Source organism: Telluria sp. RB2R28 (genome assembly GCF_059685835.1).
Genome location: NZ_JCASIK010000005.1, coordinates 209,460 through 227,265, shown reverse-complemented (window position 1 = coordinate 227,265; position 17,806 = coordinate 209,460). Strand labels below are relative to the sequence as shown.

General features: G+C 63.9%; 11 protein-coding genes. 2 read left to right on the top strand and 9 right to left on the bottom strand.

Annotation, left to right across the window (positions count from 1 at the left end; all coding sequences use genetic code 11):
• Positions 1–18: 18 nt before the first annotated feature.
• The 6 genes from AC56LV_RS19260 to pstS form a co-directional block, all read right to left on the bottom strand.
• A complete protein-coding gene (locus AC56LV_RS19260; protein WP_499560018.1) occupies positions 19–546 on the bottom strand; it encodes a hypothetical protein in 528 nt (175 codons plus the stop codon).
• Between the two features lie 20 nt (positions 547–566).
• Positions 567–1,985 carry a hypothetical protein gene (locus AC56LV_RS19255; RefSeq protein ID WP_499560016.1) on the bottom strand — a complete coding sequence of 473 codons (1,419 nt, stop codon included), beginning with the start codon at positions 1,983–1,985 and terminating at the stop codon, positions 567–569.
• A gap of 5 nt (positions 1,986–1,990) precedes the next feature.
• Complete coding sequence (locus AC56LV_RS19250) at positions 1,991–2,560, bottom strand: hypothetical protein (protein ID WP_499560014.1); 570 nt, start codon at positions 2,558–2,560, stop codon at positions 1,991–1,993.
• A 126-nt stretch (positions 2,561–2,686) separates the two neighbouring features.
• Positions 2,687–5,374 (bottom strand): bifunctional diguanylate cyclase/phosphodiesterase, encoded by a 2,688-nt coding sequence (locus AC56LV_RS19245; RefSeq protein ID WP_499560012.1) that lies wholly within the window; start codon positions 5,372–5,374, stop codon positions 2,687–2,689.
• 21 nt (positions 5,375–5,395) lie between these two features.
• Positions 5,396–6,058: a winged helix-turn-helix transcriptional regulator gene (locus AC56LV_RS19240; protein ID WP_499560010.1), complete on the bottom strand. Its 663-nt coding sequence runs from the start codon at positions 6,056–6,058 to the stop codon at positions 5,396–5,398.
• 90 nt (positions 6,059–6,148) lie between these two features.
• Positions 6,149–7,177, bottom strand: a complete 1,029-nt coding sequence (gene pstS / locus AC56LV_RS19235) for a phosphate ABC transporter substrate-binding protein PstS (protein WP_499560008.1) — start codon at positions 7,175–7,177, stop codon at positions 6,149–6,151.
• Positions 7,178–7,354: 177 nt separating this feature from the next.
• Here pstS and AC56LV_RS19230 point away from each other — a divergent pair, with 177 nt between their 5' ends.
• Both AC56LV_RS19230 and ggt read left to right on the top strand, forming a co-directional pair.
• Positions 7,355–7,783: a hypothetical protein gene (locus AC56LV_RS19230; RefSeq protein ID WP_183557095.1), complete on the top strand. Its 429-nt coding sequence runs from the start codon at positions 7,355–7,357 to the stop codon at positions 7,781–7,783.
• Between the two features lie 2 nt (positions 7,784–7,785).
• Positions 7,786–9,552 carry a gamma-glutamyltransferase gene (gene ggt, locus AC56LV_RS19225; RefSeq protein WP_499560007.1) on the top strand — a complete coding sequence of 589 codons (1,767 nt, stop codon included), beginning with the start codon at positions 7,786–7,788 and terminating at the stop codon, positions 9,550–9,552.
• Positions 9,553–10,046: 494 nt separating this feature from the next.
• Here the strand turns inward: ggt and AC56LV_RS19220 are convergent, their stop codons facing one another.
• From AC56LV_RS19220 to AC56LV_RS19210, 3 genes are all read right to left on the bottom strand, one after another.
• Positions 10,047–10,448: a hypothetical protein gene (locus AC56LV_RS19220; protein ID WP_499560005.1), complete on the bottom strand. Its 402-nt coding sequence runs from the start codon at positions 10,446–10,448 to the stop codon at positions 10,047–10,049.
• A gap of 80 nt (positions 10,449–10,528) precedes the next feature.
• Positions 10,529–14,668, bottom strand: a complete 4,140-nt coding sequence (locus AC56LV_RS19215) for a CheR family methyltransferase (protein ID WP_499560003.1) — start codon at positions 14,666–14,668, stop codon at positions 10,529–10,531.
• A gap of 227 nt (positions 14,669–14,895) precedes the next feature.
• Entirely contained in the window at positions 14,896–17,739 is a 2,844-nt protein-coding gene (locus tag AC56LV_RS19210) for a PAS domain-containing protein (RefSeq protein WP_499560001.1), read from the bottom strand.
• Positions 17,740–17,806: the final 67 nt, after the last annotated feature.

Genomic DNA, 17,806 nt, shown 5'->3' with positions numbered 1-17,806 from the left:
CATCGGGCGCGCCTTGCCTCATGATCCGGGCGTGCGCTGCCCGTCCTGGCGCTTCGTCGCACGCGCCTTGTGCTGCTCCCACCGGGCAGCCGGCAGGCGCCCATCTTGCAGCGCGCTGGCGCGCGTGTCCTGGTAGTACGGCACGTCGGCCCACGCCACTTCGACCACGACTTCACGCACGTCAGACAGTTGCTGCGTCTCGAACGCCAGCTCGCCGGATTCGGCAGACCCCACAGAGCGCGACAACTTGACGATCTTGTCGGGGACGCTCAGGTGGATCTCGGCTTCGCTGCCCGGGTCGACATGCCGGAACCGGGGCAACTTGCCCGCCAGGCCAAGAATGACTTCCCGGCCTTCATCGGACAGCGACAACGTCAGGGTGCGCGTGGCTGCGTCGTAGCGTGTTGCGCGCACGTCGGCCACATAATGCAGCGCCCGTGTTGCCTTGTTCTGCAACCGCACGACGACCTCGAGGCGTGTATCCAACGGCGCCACCGACTGGATGAATGCAGTCAGGTCGTCGGGGTTGCTGTCGTCGCCTGCCATGTAGCCTCCTTGGCCATTGTCTACAATCGGCCCAGCACACCAGCGACGGCCGTGATATCGGGAAACCGCTCGCCCAATCGCTGCCGGAAGCGGGTTTTACTCTTTGTTGTCTGCAGCAGTGCGCGCTCGCAGAACGCCAACTCGCGGCGCACCTGCGCAGCTGGCAGCGCGGCCCACAATGTGCTGATCGGCACCTCGGGCGCCCATGCATCGAGCGCCTCGCTGAACGTGCGGCCAATGGACTGGGCGTCGGCGCCGGCCAGGTACCGGGTCAGCAGCGAGTGCATCAGCCTGACTGGCGCGACCAGCGCCCACTGCATGTAGGGGCTGGGCCAGGCACGTTCGCGCAGCAACGCCATCAACCGCGCCGGCGCCTCGGTAGACTGCCCGTCCCCGCTTTCCCAATAGGCGCTGGTACGAAGCAAAGCAGCGTGGCGCAGCTCGGCGTGACCACGATCGGGGTGCAGCGCAATGAATGCAGCGCCCAATTGCGTGCTGCTCATTACGCGACGGCCCCGCTCGACCATGACGTTCCAGAAGTCGAGCAAAGGCTCGACGAAGCCCTCGAGCAGCTGACGTCGCAGCGACTGGTCGCCGGCCATGAGTGTGCAGGCCTGTGGTGAAAACGCGTAATAGTCGTGGAAAAAATGATCGAAGAACGCATGCCCGACCTCGGTCCCGCGCACGAAGTGGTCGCGCGCGCAGCGCAGCATCTGCACTTGCCGCGAACCGGGCGACCTGGACACCAGCGTGGCGATGATGCAGCAGCTTTCGCAGTCCGAATCGATCCTGCCGCAATGATTGCCGGGGTCGCGCAGCGTAGCAGCCGCGCCCTGCCGGCTGGCCAGGTCAGTACGCAGGTCATTCTCGTCGATGATGGCAGCGCGTTCTTCGGGCGCCGACGGGTCGCAGATGCCCGTCACGGCCTGCAGCGTATTGTTGACGATCCGAAAGGCATGAGAGAACTCGTGATACAGCGCTACCGGCGGGGATATTGGCAAATCAAGCGAGCCGCCCGAACCTTCTCTGGCCACGCAGATGGTCAGCTGCGTATCGTAAATGACGAGGCATTGCTCGGTGGGGTTGAGGCTGGCGCCGGGCAGGCCGCTCGACCTGGGCGGCAACGCAGTGCCGTTGTTGGCCATCGACGAGCCATCGTCGAGCACCAGTGTCTTCAGGCCGGCGATGACGATCGTGTCGACATTGTTCGCGCCGCTGCCATAATTTGGCGAGAACACCGTGTTGATCATGGCGTCCAGACGCAGCTGGGGCGGGCTGTTGCCGGTCCGGGTGTAGGTCATGCGCTGCCTGCCCGCTGCCGGATCGGCCATGCCGAGACCGGTATCGTTGGCGATAATCGTCATGTCGATGAAGCCCTGCGCCGGATTGAGATCGTCTGACCCGATACCGGTCGCATCCTGCAGGATGAACGTGGCCATGACGGCTACCCGATCGGCCGTTGCGGCGGCGGCAGCGGCTTCCAGTCCTGCCCCGTCGGCTGACGGTCGCGGTACACCGGTGGCGGGCACATGTCGGGGCAAGGCTCTTGCGGCGCGGGTTCGGGCGGACAACAGGCCTGAACCTGTTCGCGCAGTTCGCGCTGACGGTCGACATCGCCGGCTTCGGGCGCATGGACGCGCTCGCTGATGCCTTCGATGCGCGCCAGCGATGCCTGGGCCGCCTCGCTGCTGCGTAGTTGCCGGGCCAGCTTGCGCAGGATGCTGCACAGCAGCGTGTTGCTGTTGGCCAGCTCGCAGATGATCGTGTCGTTCTGCTTGCGGTTGTGGTCGAGCAGGCCGGCGGCAATGATCTGTACCTGGATCAGCGCGAACAAACCCTGTGACAAATTGGCGAAACCGTTCACCAGCGTGGCGTCGATTTGCAGCAGGCGGCTGTTGGTCTGCACCAGTTCATTGCGGATGTCGGCCGTGTTACCCGCCGTGCTGGCAGTGTTGGTCGAGATCTGGTCGAGTCGCGCGTTGATCTGGTCGGCGACATCCTGAAGGTTCGGCATGGGATCCTTTCACACCGGGCATGTCCGGTGCAGCCACTCTATGCCCACCTTGCATCGCCAGACCAATGCCGCTCAATCGTCAGTACGGAACTTCCCTGCTCCCTCGCTCACGCCGCCGCTGCTATCTCAAGCCGCTGCTATCTCCAGCAGGTAACGCTGCGCCATCAGCACCGCCATCTCGTGCGCCGGCATCGGGCGCGCGATGAAGTAACCCTGCACTTCATTGCATTCCAGGCCGCGCAGGATGGCCAGCTGCTCGGCGGTTTCCACGCCCTCGGCCACGACCGACATCCCCAGCGCGTGCGCCATCGACACGATCGCCTGGAAGAACACCTTGCCCTCTTTCGACCTGGCCAGCTCGTTCGTGAACGCGCGGTCGACCTTCAGCACGTCCATCTTCAGGCGCTGCAATTGCGACAGCGACGAGTAGCCCGTGCCGAAGTCGTCCACGTGCAGCTTCACGCCCAGCGCACGCAGCGCCGCCAGTTCGGCCAGGATGTCGTCCTGGTCGCCCATCATCGCCGACTCGGTGATTTCCACTTCGATCAGGCTGGCCGGCACGCGGTGATGCGTCATCGCCGCGCGCAACTGCCGCTGCACGCCGCCGCGCAAGAACTGCTTGGGCGAGACATTGATCGACACGGGCACCAGCGCCACGCCGGCTTCGCGCCAAGCGGCCAGTTGTGCGCACGCCTTGTCGATCACGGCTTCGCCGATGCGCACGATGAGGCCAGTCGATTCGGCCAGCGGAATGAAGTCGCCCGGCGCCACGATGCCCAGCGTCGGATGGTGCCAGCGCACCAGCGCCTCCATGCTCAGCAACTCGCCGCTGCGGGCATCGACGCGCGGCTGGTAGTGCAGCACGAACTGGTCGCCCTCGAGCGCCTCGAGGATGTGCTGCTTGAGGCGCGCGCGTGAATTGAGCGTCGTCGACAGCGACGGATCGAAGAAGCGGTACTGGCCCTTGCCGTCGTTCTTGCCGACATACATGGCGATATCGCTGTGGCGCACCAGCGTCTCGGCATCGGCGCCGTCGCGCGGGTACATGCTGATGCCGATCGATGCGCCCACCGCGTGCAGCTCGTCGCCCAGCAGGAACGGCACCCCGAACGCCTCGACGATGCGCGCCGCGACCGACGCGGCCTGGCGCTCGCCATCGCAGGGCGTGAGCAGGACGACGAATTCGTCGCCGCCAAAGCGGGCCACCTGGTCCGACGGCCGCAGCAGCGACAGCAGGCGCTGGGCCGCGCACTTGAGCACCCCGTCTCCGGTGGCGTGGCCATGCGAATCGTTGATGTGCTTGAATTCGTCCAGGTCGATGAACAGCAGCGCCGCCCCCATGTCGGCGGTGTGCGCCTGCGCCAGCATCGCCGGCATGCGTTCCAACAACGCGTGGCGGGTGGACAGGCCGGTCAGCGAATCCACGTTGGCCAGGCGCTCGAGCTGCGACTCGTGGGCCTTGCGTTCGCTGATGTCCTGCAGCGTAACGGCCAGGCCGTGACCGACCCGCACCAGGCGCCGCCGGCCCCAGCTGATGTTCAGGCGATTGTCGCTCGGCATCATGCGGTCGTCCTCATGGAAGCCCGTCTCCATTGCCTTGCGGTAGGTGGCCAGCAAGTCTTCGCCGAACAGGCCGGCGTCGATCTCGGCCAGGCTCGCGCCGACCAGGTCGTCGCGCGTCATGCCATAGAAGAAGGCGCCCCGCTCGTTGCAGTCGACGATGCGGAAGTCGACGATCTGCCCATCGCGCCCGCGCACGGCGGCCGCCATGTAAAAGCCGTCGTTGCCACTCTCGGTGGCGGTGCGGTAGGCGCGCCGCACGTCGTCCTGTTCGGCGCCGCGCTGCAGCGCGCGCTGCGCCAGCACGGCGCCGACCGCACCCAGCAGCATCAGGCACAGCGTAGCGGCGATGGCGCGGTCGCGGCTGTCGGTCCAGTAGGTATTGGTTGCGGCCAGCGTATCGGCGCGTGGCAGGCCGACCAGCGCGACCAGCGGATAGACCGGCGACTGGCGCCAGCCCAGCACGCGCGACTGGCCGTCGGCAAAGCCATTCGCCCCATCGACCTCGCGCACGCCCTGCTCGCCCGACCAGGCGGCGCCGCGGCGCGGCAGCGTGGCCGTGTCGAAGAACGCGGCGCCGTCGCTGCGCTGTTCGACGCGCAGGCGCCCTTCGCTCCCGGCCAGCGCGACGATGCCGCCGGCGCCAAGCGTGGCCGGGCTGACGAACGACGTGAAGTAGCGCGCATCGACCGCCATCATGATCACGCCGTCGAACTCGTCCTCATGGTCGTCGAGGCGGCGCGTAAACAGCACCACGTCGTCGGCCGCGCCGAACTGCACCGGCGTGGTGCCCAACCGCAGCGCCGTCGAATTGTTGTCGCGGTCGCGCGAAAAATACGGACCGTCCGCCAGGTTTGCGCCAACCAGGCTGGGGCGCGTGCTGGAACGCACGATGCCGCGCCGGTCGAGCACGGCGACCACGTGGAAGGCACTGTCCGTAAACATGCCGTCGCGCCGCATGTCAGGCAGGAGTTCCGGCTTGCGCGAATTCTCCCAGCTGAACTTGAGCTGCATCGTGATCTGGTCCATCTGCGCAACCGAGCGCGTGATGTACTGCTCGTAGGCTTCGGCGTAGGCGGCGGCGTCCTTGCGGATCTGGCCGGCAACGCGATCCTGTTCGGCGTCCACCCGTACCAGGGTCGCGCCCCACAGCGCCATGCAGAGCAACAGCGCAAGCAGCGGCCATGCCAGCACCAGGTAGCGCTTGCTGCGGTGGGGCGTGATGGAAGGGGCGATACGGGGGTGGTGGCTCATGCTGCCGGCAAACACTGCATGTCAGGTCGGCGCCAGCATGTAACCGGCGCCACGCACGGTCTTGATCAGCGATTTCGCGCGGCCCAGCGCCTTGCGCAGGCGCAGCACGTGCACGTCGACGGTACGCTGGTCGAGCGACTGGTGCGCATCCCAGAGCTGTTCGAGTAATTGCGAGCGCGAGAAGACCTGGCCCGGGTGGCACAGCAAAAAACGCAGCAGGCGATATTCGGCGTGGCGTACTTCGACGCGGGTGTTGCCGACCCTGACGCTGCAGCTGAGCGGATCGAGCACCAGGCGGCCCGAACGCAGCACCCGCGATTCGGGCGACAGTTCGCGCGCCTCGCCGATCGGCGCCTGCGGGATGAATTCGGGATGCGCGACCGCTGCCGGCAATGCAGACGGACGCTCGCCTTCGGCACATTCGGCCGCCAGCAGGATGACAGGCTGTTCGCGCAGGCGCCGGTCGCCGCGCAGGCGGGCCAGCAGGCGCATGCCGCCTTCGTTGCGCAGCATCGATTCCTGCAGCAGGAGTTCGGGCCGTTCGCGCCCGATGAAGTCCCAGGCTTGCGCCAGGCTCGGCACATTGTGCCAGACCCACTCGTCCTCGTGCAGTGAAAATTTGAGCAGTTCGGCGATGGCCGGCTTGTCGTCAATCACCAGGACGATCGTGTTCGCCATTGTCATGGGATACCCAGTCTGTGAGATGCCGAGGTTGGATGTGCTGATAAAAAAATCCGGCAGTCAAGCTGCCGGATGGTTACTTCACCTGCCTGATTACATGATCGCTTTGCCGGAAGCGTCTTTCAGGTTGGCTTTCCAGGCATCCTGCACTTGCTTGACGACGCTCGCTGGCATCGGGACGTAGTCCAGTTCAGCCGCTGCAGGTGCGCCATTCTTGAAGGCCCAGTCGAAGAACTTGACGACTTCCTTGCCCTTGTTGGCATCAGCCTGTGCCTTGTGCATCAGGATGTACGACACGCCAGTGATCGGCCAGCTTTGCTTGCCAGCGCCGTCGGTCAGGACCACGCCGAAGCCTGGGGTCTTGGTCCACTCGGCGTTCGCGGCAGCTGCCTTGAACACGTCGTCGCTTGGCTGCAGGTCGACGCCTTCTTTATTGCGCAGCTGGGTATGCGCCAGCTTGTTCTTTTTCGCGTAAGCCCACTCGACGTAGCCGATCGAACCCTTGATACGCTGCACGTTGGCGGCGACGCCTTCGTTGCCCTTGCCGCCCACGCCCACGGCCCACTTCACGGTGGTGCCCGAGCCGATGCTTTCTTTCCAGGCCGGGCTGGTTTTCGCCAGGAAGTCGGTCCACAGGAACGAGGTGCCCGAGCTGTCGGCGCGGTGCACGACGGTGATGTCGGTATCCGGCAGCTTGACGCCCGGGTTCAGCGCGGCGATTGGCGCAGCGTTCCACTTGGTGATCTTGCCCATGTAGATGTCGGCCAGCACCGGACCGGTCATCTTCAGCTGGCCTGGGGTCACGCCGTCGACGTTGACCACGGCAACCACGCCGCCCATGATGGCCGGGAACTGCATCAGGCCTTCCTTGTCCAGTTCATCTGCCTTGAGTGGCATGTCCGACGCGCCGAAGTCGACGGTCTTGGCCTTGATTTGCTTGATACCGGCGCCCGAACCCACCGACTGGTAGTTCAGGCCATTGCCGGTCGCTGCCTTGTAACCCTCGGCCCACTTGGCGTAGATCGGGTACGGGAAGGTAGCGCCTGCACCGGTCATGTCGGCGGCAAACGAGGTCGTCATCACGAGTGCGGCAGCGGCGCCGGCGAGGATCTTTTTGAACATTGTTATTCCTTAGTTGAGGGATATGTTTTGCACTACGGGACAAAGAATAGCCTGCGAATATGACCTGTTTATGACTTCACAATCGCCGTGTTCATGACGCCCGGGCGCATCATGCCGCGCCGCTGCGCTTGCGCTTTTGCTATCATGGGTTTTCCCTGCCAAACACTGGATGACACCATGCGCCCCTCGATCTTCCGTCCGGCCCGCGTCTTCTGCACCGCCGCCGTCTGCCTCGGCGCTGGCCTGTTATCCGGCTGCGCCGCGCCCGAGCGCCTGCCGGACGCGCAATACAACCTCAGCGAAAGCCAGAGCCTGCTGCTGGCGCCCGAGCAGCGCCTGAGCCTGACGTATGAAGGCGCCGACGACACCCGCTGCCCGGACAATGCACGCTGCATCGTGGCCGGGCGTGTCGCCTACCGCTTCACGCTGCGCATCCAGAACGTCGCGCAGGCATTCTGGCTGGTGCCGGGCAAACCGGGCTTCACGTCCCCGGCCTTGCGCGGCGCGCGCGTCGAGCTCGACCGATCGTTCGAGCCGCCGGCGCGCGGCATGATCGAGGCGAAGCCGGCGTCGTATCCGGTGGTGCTCAATATGTACGGTACGTAATCGTGCCGGCCCGCTCGCCGGTTAATGCCGCACTGGCCTGCGGGCTGGTCCTGTCGATCGTCGTCGCCCCGGCTACCGGCGCGCCCGTTGCCACCGGTCACGGTGGCGCCGTCGCCACCATCAGCGCGCAGGCTTCGCAAGCCGCGCTGACCATCCTGAACAACGGCGGCAATGCGGTCGATGCAGCCGTTGCCGCGGCTGCCACGCTGGGCGTGACCGATCCGTTCAGCTGCGGCATCGGTGGTGGCGGTTTCATGGTCATCTATCTGGCCAGGGACAAACGGGTGATCACGATCGACCACCGCGAGACCGCGCCAGCCAAGGCCGGCCCCACGCTGTTCGAGCGCGATGGCAAGCCGGTTGACTTCGAGACAGCTGTCGCCAGCGGCGCGGCAGTGGGCGTGCCGGGCACGGTACGCGGCTGGCACGAGGCGCTCGAACGCTACGGCAGCATGCGCTTCGCGCAGGTGCTGGCGCCGGCCATCGCGGTGGCCGACACGGGCTTCCGGGTCAACGCCACGTTCAATGGCCTGGTCGACCAGAACCTGGCCAAATTTCGCCAGTTCACGCCGACCAGCGCGCTGTACCTGCACGACGGCAAGGCCATCCCCACCGGCACGCTGCTGCGCAATCCGGACATGGCACGGGCCTACCGCGCCATCGCGTCGGGCGGCGTCAAGGCATTCTATGAAGGCCCGATGGCGCGCGCGATCGTCGACACCGTCAACCGCCCGCCCGTGGCCAGGGGCGTCAATGTGCGCGCCGGCACGATGACGCTGGCCGACCTGGCCAACTACGAGGCGCGTATCCGCCCCGCCCTGCGCAGCACCTACCGGGGCTATGAGCTGTATGGCATGCCGCTGCCCAGCAGTGGCGGCGCGACGGTCGCGCATGCACTCAACATCCTCGAAGGCTACGACCTGAAAGCCCTGCCGCGCGCGCAGGCCGAGCACCTGTACATCGAAGCGAGTCGCTTCGCATTCGCCGACCGCAACGCATATCTGGCCGATCCCGAATACATCGACGCACCGCTGGCCGGCTTCCTGTCGAAGGACTTCGCCGCCACGCGCCGCGCGCTGATCTCGCTGCAGAAGGCCGCGCCGGGGGCGGTGGCGGCAGGCAATCCGTATGCATTCCAGAATGATCCCAGCGTGCCGCTGCTGCCACCGGTGCGCGCCAGCATCCGGCCTCCACCGGAGAGCCTGCACACGACGCACCTGACAGTGTCGGACAAAGATGGCAACGTGGTCGCGTACACGTTCACGATCGAATCGTGGGGCGGCAGCGGGATCGTCGTGCCGGGCTACGGCTTCCTGCTCAATAACGAGATGACCGACTTCGACTTCGCCGGCCCGCACCCGAACGTGCCCGAAGCCGGCAAGCGGCCCCGCTCCAGCATGGCGCCGACGATTGCGCTCAAGGATGGCAAGCCGGCATTTTCGGTGGGCAGCCCGGGCGGCGCGACCATCATCACGACCGTGCTGCAAACAATCGTCAACCACGTCGACTTCAACATGCCGATGAACCAGGCACTCGACGCACCGCGCATCAGCCAGCGCAATGCGCCGGCCACCTCGGTCGAGCCTGGCTTTGCAGGCAGCGCGCAGGCAACGGCGCTGGCCCGCTTCGGCCAGCGCTGGGAATCACCACCGGAAGAAATCGGCGCGGCCAATGCGCTGGTGTTCAACCCGGATGGCACCGTAACCGCGGTCACCGAAAGCAAGCGCCATGGAGCAGGTACCGCACTGGTACAGCGGCGCGGACACTAACGCAAAAGCCGGGGTCAGGTCTGACATTCGGACACGATCACATCAGTAGCCATGGTGCGGAACGGCAGCCGTGAGATTCGACGCGAGGGATGTGACGAACTAATGTAGAGGCCGTGTCCGAATGCCAGACCTGACGCTGCCCGTGGACCCTGCCCGTGCGGGTCAGAAAGCCGGGGTCAGGTCTGACATTCGGACACGATCACATCAGTAGCCATGGTGAGGAACGGCAGCCGTGAGATTCGACGCGAGCGATGTGGCGAACTAATGTAGAGGCCGTGTCCAAATGCCAGACCTGACCCTGCCCGTGTGACCCGACGCGAGCGATGTGGCGAACTAATGTAGAGGCCGTGTCCAAATGCCAGACCTGACCCTGCCCGTGTGACCCTGCCCGTGTGACCCTGCCCATGCTGCCTGACCCTGCCCGTGCTGCCCGCGTGCCATGTCGTCGATCAGCAGCACAGTCCTGAAATAAAAATGAAGAACGTGCCGACTTATCAGGTTGTGACCCTGGTCTTGCATCGTAGTTGACGAGGCCCCACCGCCAGGATTCGGATGGCAACACTGTCTGGCACCTGCTCGTTGCGAAGAAGCGCTAGCGCCCATTCTCGGCCGAGTTTTCGTTCGATTTTCAGCGCCGCTTCAACGATAGCATCGTGCAGTTGGTTACGACGTCTGCAAAATTCGAATTGCGTGCCGGATGCGACAGGACTGCCTGCGGGCGTTTCCACCCGACTGCGTGTATGCCCGTTTCCCAGTACGCGCAGTGCGATCGATTCAGGGACATTTTCCCGTTGCAGGTAAGCCAGCGCCTCATCCATCCCGAGCATGCTTCTATAGACCAATGCGACCTCCACACGTTGCGAAATCAGCGTATTCTGGCGTACAACAACACTCATAAGATCCCCTGGTATTCCCTGCATTCCCACTGGCCGTGACCGTTATCGACGATCAGCCCCGTCACGCATCCGCTGCCGGATCAGGAATGTTCTTGCAGCAAATGACGTACTGTAGCGCTCAGCTCTTCCACCGACATCGGTTTGCCGAGTTGTACTGAAAATCCGGCGGCAATGGCTGCTGCAATATTGTCAGCGCGCTGCATGCTGCTCACGGCGATGGCAGGCAACGTCACAAACTGCTCCTGCGCACGCACTCGCTGCATGAGGCCAAGACCGTCGGCGGTGTTTGTCGATATGTCCGCAATCAAGAGGTCGACAGTCTCCTGGCCCAGAATGCGCAGCCCCTCTTCGGCACTGATAGCGGCAAATACGGTCGCCCCGCTCACCTCCAGCAGGGACGTGAACACGTCGAGCATGTCACGCACAGGGTCGATCACCAGGATGCGCCGCCCTGCGAGGGCCTCGTCCATGCTGCGCTGACCTTGCTGTGGTGACGACTCGGCACTTGCCGCCAGCGGAAGCCAGACGCCGAAGCGCGCGCCTTTGCCCACCCCGTCCGAAAATGCTTCGACACGACCGCCATGCAATTTCATGATGTCGCAGACCAGCGCCAGGCCGATACCGAGGCCGCCATTTGCACGGTGTATCACCGCGCCGCTCTGTCCATACATATCGAATACATGGGGTAAAAATTCCGGCGCGATACCTTGTCCGTTGTCGACCACGTCCAGCCGTACCCATGCATCCTCGCGCACGATCGACACCTCGACATGGCCGCCCGCGGGCGTGAATTTCATTGCATTGCTCAGCAAATTCATCACAACCTGTTCGATGCGTACCTTGTCGGCCAGTACCATTGCACCTTCCCCGTTATCGGAGAAACCGATCGCCACTTCGCTGGCAGCATCCCCGGCGCGCGCAGTGTCGATGAGTTCGCAGACGACACGTCCTATATCAAGGGGCACTTTCGCCAGAGACAACTTGCCTGTTCGTATGCGCGACATATCCATCAAATCATCAATGATTTTTGCCTGGCTTGTCACCGCGTTGCGAATCCCCTTGGCGATACGGGGGAAGCCGGGCGCCTCCCGCACCACGGGCATCCGTGAAAGCAGTTCGACATTGATGTTGATCATGTTCAAGGGATTACGCAGTTCGTGCGCCATCACCGACAGGAACTCTTCTTTCAGGGCTGAGTCTTGCTGCGCTTCCGAACGGCTGACCTGCTCCCGGCCAAGTGCCTGCTCGCGTTCGTTCTCGTGGCGCACGCGCACTGTCGCGTCGCGCGCAATCTTGGCATAGCCGTAAAAAGCATCGTCAAACAGCGGCGTCGTGACCCCGCTGCAGTAGAAACGCGAGCCATCCTTGCGCACGTGCCACCGTTCGTCCTCGGCCCTGCCATCGAGAAGTGCGCACCGCAACTCGTCGGCCGGCACGCCATTGGCGATGTCTTCCGGAACGAACAAACGCTCCAGCGTCTGCTGAGCCATTTCTTGTGCGCTGTAGCCAAACACGTATTCCGCTCCCCTGCTCCAGCTTGTTACTCTTCCCTCCGCGTCGAGCGTGATGATGGCGTAATCGCCCGCGCTCTCGGCCACGAGGCGCATGCGCGCTTCGCTGGCGCGCGCCTGCTCTTCGGCCTGACGTCGCAGCGTAACATCGAAGAACGTCATCACCGCACCTTCAATCCGATCCTGGTTGGTCCGGTATGGCAGCAAGCGCACGATGTAGCAACGCCCTTCATTGCTGCGCACTTCACGTTCTACCAGGCGCAGTGTCTCGAACGTCGCATTGACGTCTTCCGGCAATTGCTCGTAATCGAGTTTATGGGTCAGGTCGAGCAGCGAACGACCGACGTCGGACGCGATGATCGAAAACAGATCTGCCGCGCGCGGCGTGAAGCGCTTGATGCGCATGCCGCCGTCGACGAAGATGGTCGGGATGTCAGTCGAGGCGATCAGGTTGTTCAGGTCATCGTTGGCCTTGCCTGTTTCCTCGACTTTCACCTTCAGCTCATAATTAACGGTGACCAACTCTTCATTGACGGATTGCAGCTCTTCCTTGCTGGTCTCCAGTTCTTCGGTCGCCGAGCGCAGCTCTTCATTGATGGCCTGCAGCTCTTCGTTCGACGCGCGCAACTCTTCGGTCGACACCTCGGAGCTTTCGATCGTCTCTTGCAACTGTTCACGCCTGCGCTGGAGTTCAGCCTCGAGCTGGGCCAGCACCACATCGTGACTCCCGCTGGGGTGCTTTTCGACCAGTGACCCTGACGTCTCCTCGGCTTGCCTGAACAACACCAGCACGAAATCGTTCTCGGCCTCTTCGTCGCGAAACGGTTGCAGCGTCATCGCGATCGGGTAAGGTGCCAAGTGGCTGGCCAGCGCAATCGGGCGGCAGGTAATCGCCGCATTGCCCTGGGTAACCTGAAACAGCGCCGAGCGCAATTCGAGACGTAATTCGGGCAGGATCAGATTGAGCAAACTGCGTGACGGCTCGCCGCCGGTCATCCGCACGAATTGCCCGGCATGCTCGGACAGATGAACAATATTGCCGTCGCGGTCGATGATGGCTGAAGGCGGGGCAATCTGCGCCAGCGCGCGCTGGTGCAGTGCGCCGTAGGACAAGGCGCGCTTCAGCGGTACCCGGCTGCGGAGACTTTCCGGCATGCGTACGCCAAAACCGGCTCTGCCGGGACTTTGATATTGCACCTGGGGAATATCAAAACGCGCGCGGTAGATGCGGTTTTTCTTGTCGACCGGGATGAAATAATCGGCGACCGCATCGGCCGATTCAGAACTGCCCAAAAACAGGAACCCGCCGGGTTTGAGCGCAAAGTGAAACATTTGCAGTACCTTCGACTGCACATCCCGGTTCAGGTAAATCAGCAGGTTGCGGCAAGTAACCAGGTCGAGCCGCGAGAAAGGCGGGTCGCGCAGGAGATTATGCGCTGCGAACAAAATCCGGTCGCGTACTGACTTTCGGATACGGTAACGCTCATCTTCTTTTGTGAAATATTGCCGCAGTCGCGCCGGTGCCACGTCGGTGATGATCGCGCCTGGATAAATACCTGCGCGCGCCGTATTGATGGCGTGCTCGTCAATATCCGACGCAAACACCTGAAACGGCGGCGCGTTGTCATTCAGCGCTGCCTGTTCGGTCAACAGGATGGCCAGCGAATAGGCTTCCTCCCCACTGGCACAGGCCGCTACCCACGCGCGGACCTCCCCTGGACCTTTGTCCTTGAACAAATCGGGAATGACATCACGTTCAAGTGCTTCGAAGGCTTCACGGTCGCGGAAGAAGTTGGTCACCCCAATGAGCATGTCATCGAGCAAGGCCTTGAATTCGCCAGGATCGGCCTCGAGGACTTCGCTGTATTCCGGCAGCGTACGCACGGCGCGCACCTGCAGGCGCCGTTCAATGCGACGCAGCACCGTGGCACGTTTGTAGTGCCGAAAATCGTGGCCCGTGTGGGTAAACAGCTGACCGATAATCTGCTGCAAGGCCTCTTCGGCAACTGCCGCTTCGACCGGGCCGGGAAGCAGGGCAATTGGCGCCTCTCCATCGCCCGGCAATGGCAGCTCGATGATCCTGGCGTTATCCCACAACTCGATGAGCTTTTGCGGAATATCGATCACCGGGAGGACGAAATCGACGGCGTTCGTACGGATCGCAGCCAGCGGCATGCCCTCGTACTCGGCATCATCGGGCGCCTGCGCGAGGGTAAGTCCGCCATTCTCCTTGATACGGGCCAGCCCCACGGCGCCATCGCTTCCCGTACCCGACAATACAATGGCGATCGCGCGCTCCCGGTGCACCTCCGCCAGCGTGCGAAAGAACAGGTCAATGGCGACATGCTTGCCGCGCGGCCGTTCCAGCTCGCTGACCACTAAAAAACCATCGAACATGGATAGTTGATGGTTTGGAGCAATGACATAGATGTGGCTTGGTTCGATCTTTACCTTGGCGGTAACTTGTACTACCGGCATGCGTGTCGAACGCTGAAGAATGGCGGCAGCCGAACTGGGGTGCGTTGGCGACAGGTGCAGGATTACCACGAAGGCCATATCGTGTGATACGGGCATGTGCTCGAACATATTGAGCAAGGCTGCCATGCCACCGGCAGAAGCACCAACGCCGACGACCGGGAAATCCAACGTCGATGGGACGCTTGCCTGGTCGGCGAGGAGCGCACTTGGAAGTTTCCCAGGATTCGTCATGATGTAACCAAGTGTTAAGTCGTGGGTATTCTAGATTACCGCACATTGATTCGAGTCAAATCAGGGGCAATTAGCGCAATATTTTTAAGAAATTAACGAAAAGTCCAACAATTTCAGGACCAGAATTTCTACGCTTATACTGAAGCTGCGATACATAAATATTGGTTTTTCTGATTTCCGACCTGACCCACCTGCAGTCCTTGCAAGAATGCGGTTCATCGATCACATCAAGCTCGTCGGGCCACCATCTCCCGCACCCGCTGCGCCATCATGTCGATCGAAAACGGCTTGGTAAGGATCGCCATGTCGGGCCCTAGCTGCCCGTTGTCGAGCAAGGCGGTTTCGGCATAGCCGGTGATGAAAAGCACTTTCAATTCAGGCCGTCCCACCCGCGCGGCATCAGCCATCTGTCGCCCGTTCATCCCGGGCAATCCGACATCGGTGATCAGGAGATCGATGCGCGCGGCCGATTGCAGCAGGGTCAGGCCGCCGGCGCCATCTTCGGCGTTCAGTACGTGGTATCCCAGGTCTTCGAGCAGATCGACCACCAGCATGCGCACGCTTGGCTCGTCGTCGACCACCAGGATCGTCTCGCCGCGGCCGTCCGGCGACGCCAGCGCCACCGGTGCCGTGGCATCGATGCCCTCGGCCTGGCCGCGGTGGCGCGGCAGGTAAATGCTCACCGTGGTGCCCCGCCCTACCGCCGAATCGATGTGTACCTGGCCGCCAGACTGCTTGGCGAAGCCGTAGATCATCGACAGGCCCAGCCCAGTGCCCTGCCCGATCGGCTTGGTTGTGAAGAACGGGTCGAACGCCTTGGCCACCACGTCCGGCGCCATGCCGGTACCGGCATCGGACACCGACAGCGTCAGGTAGTCGCCAGGCGGCAGTTCGAGCGCGCGGGCGGCAACGGGGTCGACCTGGCGATTGGCGGTTTCAATGGTGATCGAGCCGCCGGCCGGCATGGCGTCGCGCGCGTTGATGCACAGGTTCAGCAGCGCGTTTTCGAGCTGCGACTGGTCCACCAGCGCCGCCCACAGCGCGCGCTCGGCGTGCGGCTCCACCTGCACGCCGGGGCCGACCGTGCGCCGGATCATGTCGAGCATGCCATCGACCATCGCGTTGACGCAGATGGCCGTCGGTGCGAGCGTCTGGCGACGCGAGAACGCCAGCAGGCGATGGGTCAGCGCCGCGGCGCGCCGGGTTGCGCCCTGCGCCACGCCGATGTAGCGGTCGACATCGCCCACGCGGTCTTGCGCAATGCGGATCTTGACCAGGTCCAGGCTGCCCGCGATGCCGGCCAGCAGATTGTTGAAGTCATGCGCCAGGCCGCCGGTGAGCTGGCCCACCGCTTCCATTTTCTGCGAATGGCGCAACTGCTCCTGGGCCCGCTCGAGTTCGGCCTGGCGCTCGCGTTCGACCGTGATGTCGCGGCCGGTCGCATACGTCACGCTGCCCGCGGGCGCCGCGACCCACGAAATCCAGCGTGTCGAGCCATCCTTGTGGCGATAGCGGTTGACCAGGCGCGGCCGCTCCCCTTCGGCCGCGGCGATGTTGGCATCGACGGTCGGGGCGTGGTCCTCGGCCACGACGAATTCGGTGGCATGATGGCCGACGAGCTCGTCGGGCGTGTAACCGAGCAGATGGGTCCAGGCCGGATTGACGCGCCGGAACACGCCATTGGCATCAATGGTAAGCAACAGGTCGGGCGATGTGTCCCACATGCGGTCGCGTTCGGCCTGGGCTTCTTTTTCGAGGGTCACGTCACGCGCAGAGCAATACACCTTGCCGTCGTCCGGGACCGCCACCCACGACAGCCAGCGCCAGCCGCCGGCCTTGTGGCGGTGGCGGTTTTCGAATCGCAGCGCCGGGATGTTGCGCTCGAGTGCATCACGCCACACGGCCCGGGTCAGCGCGTGATCGTCGGGATGGATGAACTCCATGAAGTGCGTGCGGGCGATTTCTTCCTCGGTCCAGCCCAGGCTGGCTTCCCAGGCCGGGTTCGACGTCTCGACGAAGCCGTCGGCATTGAGCACGCCCAGGATGTCAGGGCTGACCTGCCAGGTGCGGCCGCGCGCCAGCGCCTGGGCAATGACTTTCTGCTCGAGCTGCTCGTTGAGGGCGCGCAGCTTGAGGATCGCCTGGTCGCGTTCAGCCTCGACCGCGCGCCGGCCCTCGACGTCGATCAGCACGCCCGGGAACAGCAGCCCGGTGCCGTCCGGCGCCAGGTCGACCCGGCCATTGGCCTCGATCCAGTAGTAGCGCCCATCGGTGCGCTTGACGCGGTACTGGTGGGCGTAATGGCCGCCGCGCGCGATGACGGTGTTGATCGCCTGCGCCAGGCCGGCCTGGTCGTCGGGATGGACCGTGGCAACGATCTGGGCCAGGCTCAGGCCGACGCGCCCGAGCGCCGGGTCGAGGCCGAAGGCGCGCGCGAACGCCTCGTCGACCGTGAACCGGTCGGTCGGCAAATCCCAGAACCAGGTGCCGATGATGGCGCCGGCAGCCAGCGCCAGCTGCACCCGCTCGGCATCGATGCGCGAATTGCTTTCGTGCTCGCGCAGCACCGCCTCGTCGGCTACCTGGCGGCGCCGGGTGAGGATGGTGTCGGTGGTTTCGATGCAGGTGCATAAGAGGCCAAGAATCTCGCCGTCGTCGCCGCGCACCGGGCCGTACGAAAACGTGAACCAGGTGTGCTCGGCGTAGCCCTTGCGCTGCATGACCAGCGGCAGGTCGTGCATCTTGTACGACTCGCCGCCCACAAGCGTGCGCTCGACCAGTGGGGCGAGCACGTCCCAGATTTCGGGCCACGCGGCCTGGAAGCTGCCGCCCAGCGCGCGCGGATGCTTGTCGCACAGGATCTCGGCATAGGAATCGTTATACAGGAGGGTTTGCCCGGCGCCCCAGACCAGAAAACTGGGAAACGCCGAACCGAGCACGATGCTCGCGCCGGTGCGCAGCGTAGCGGGCCAATCCTCGATGGGCCCCAGCGGCGTGGCGGCCCAGTCATGCTCGCGAATCGCAGCGCCGAGCGCCCCGCCGTCGATGGGAAATGCGTTTGGATCACGCATGGGATCGACAGGCTGCGGGGCCGGCTGTCAGCGGAAAGGGGGTACGCACACTCATGATGCCGGCATT

Excerpts from the sequence above, each read along its gene's own strand:
- AC56LV_RS19260 (WP_499560018.1), bottom strand. The coding sequence starts at position 546 with ATGGCAGGCGACGACAGCAACCCCGACGACCTGACTGCATTCATCCAG.
- AC56LV_RS19255 (WP_499560016.1), bottom strand. The coding sequence starts at position 1,985 with ATGGCCACGTTCATCCTGCAGGATGCGACCGGTATCGGGTCAGACGAT.
- AC56LV_RS19250 (WP_499560014.1), bottom strand. The coding sequence starts at position 2,560 with ATGCCGAACCTTCAGGATGTCGCCGACCAGATCAACGCGCGACTCGAC.
- AC56LV_RS19245 (WP_499560012.1), bottom strand. The coding sequence starts at position 5,374 with ATGAGCCACCACCCCCGTATCGCCCCTTCCATCACGCCCCACCGCAGC.
- AC56LV_RS19240 (WP_499560010.1), bottom strand. The coding sequence starts at position 6,058 with ATGACAATGGCGAACACGATCGTCCTGGTGATTGACGACAAGCCGGCC.
- pstS (WP_499560008.1), bottom strand. The coding sequence starts at position 7,177 with ATGTTCAAAAAGATCCTCGCCGGCGCCGCTGCCGCACTCGTGATGACG.
- AC56LV_RS19230 (WP_183557095.1), top strand. The coding sequence starts at position 7,355 with ATGCGCCCCTCGATCTTCCGTCCGGCCCGCGTCTTCTGCACCGCCGCC.
- AC56LV_RS19220 (WP_499560005.1), bottom strand. The coding sequence starts at position 10,448 with ATGAGTGTTGTTGTACGCCAGAATACGCTGATTTCGCAACGTGTGGAG.
- AC56LV_RS19215 (WP_499560003.1), bottom strand. The coding sequence starts at position 14,668 with ATGACGAATCCTGGGAAACTTCCAAGTGCGCTCCTCGCCGACCAGGCA.
- AC56LV_RS19210 (WP_499560001.1), bottom strand. The coding sequence starts at position 17,739 with ATGCGTGATCCAAACGCATTTCCCATCGACGGCGGGGCGCTCGGCGCT.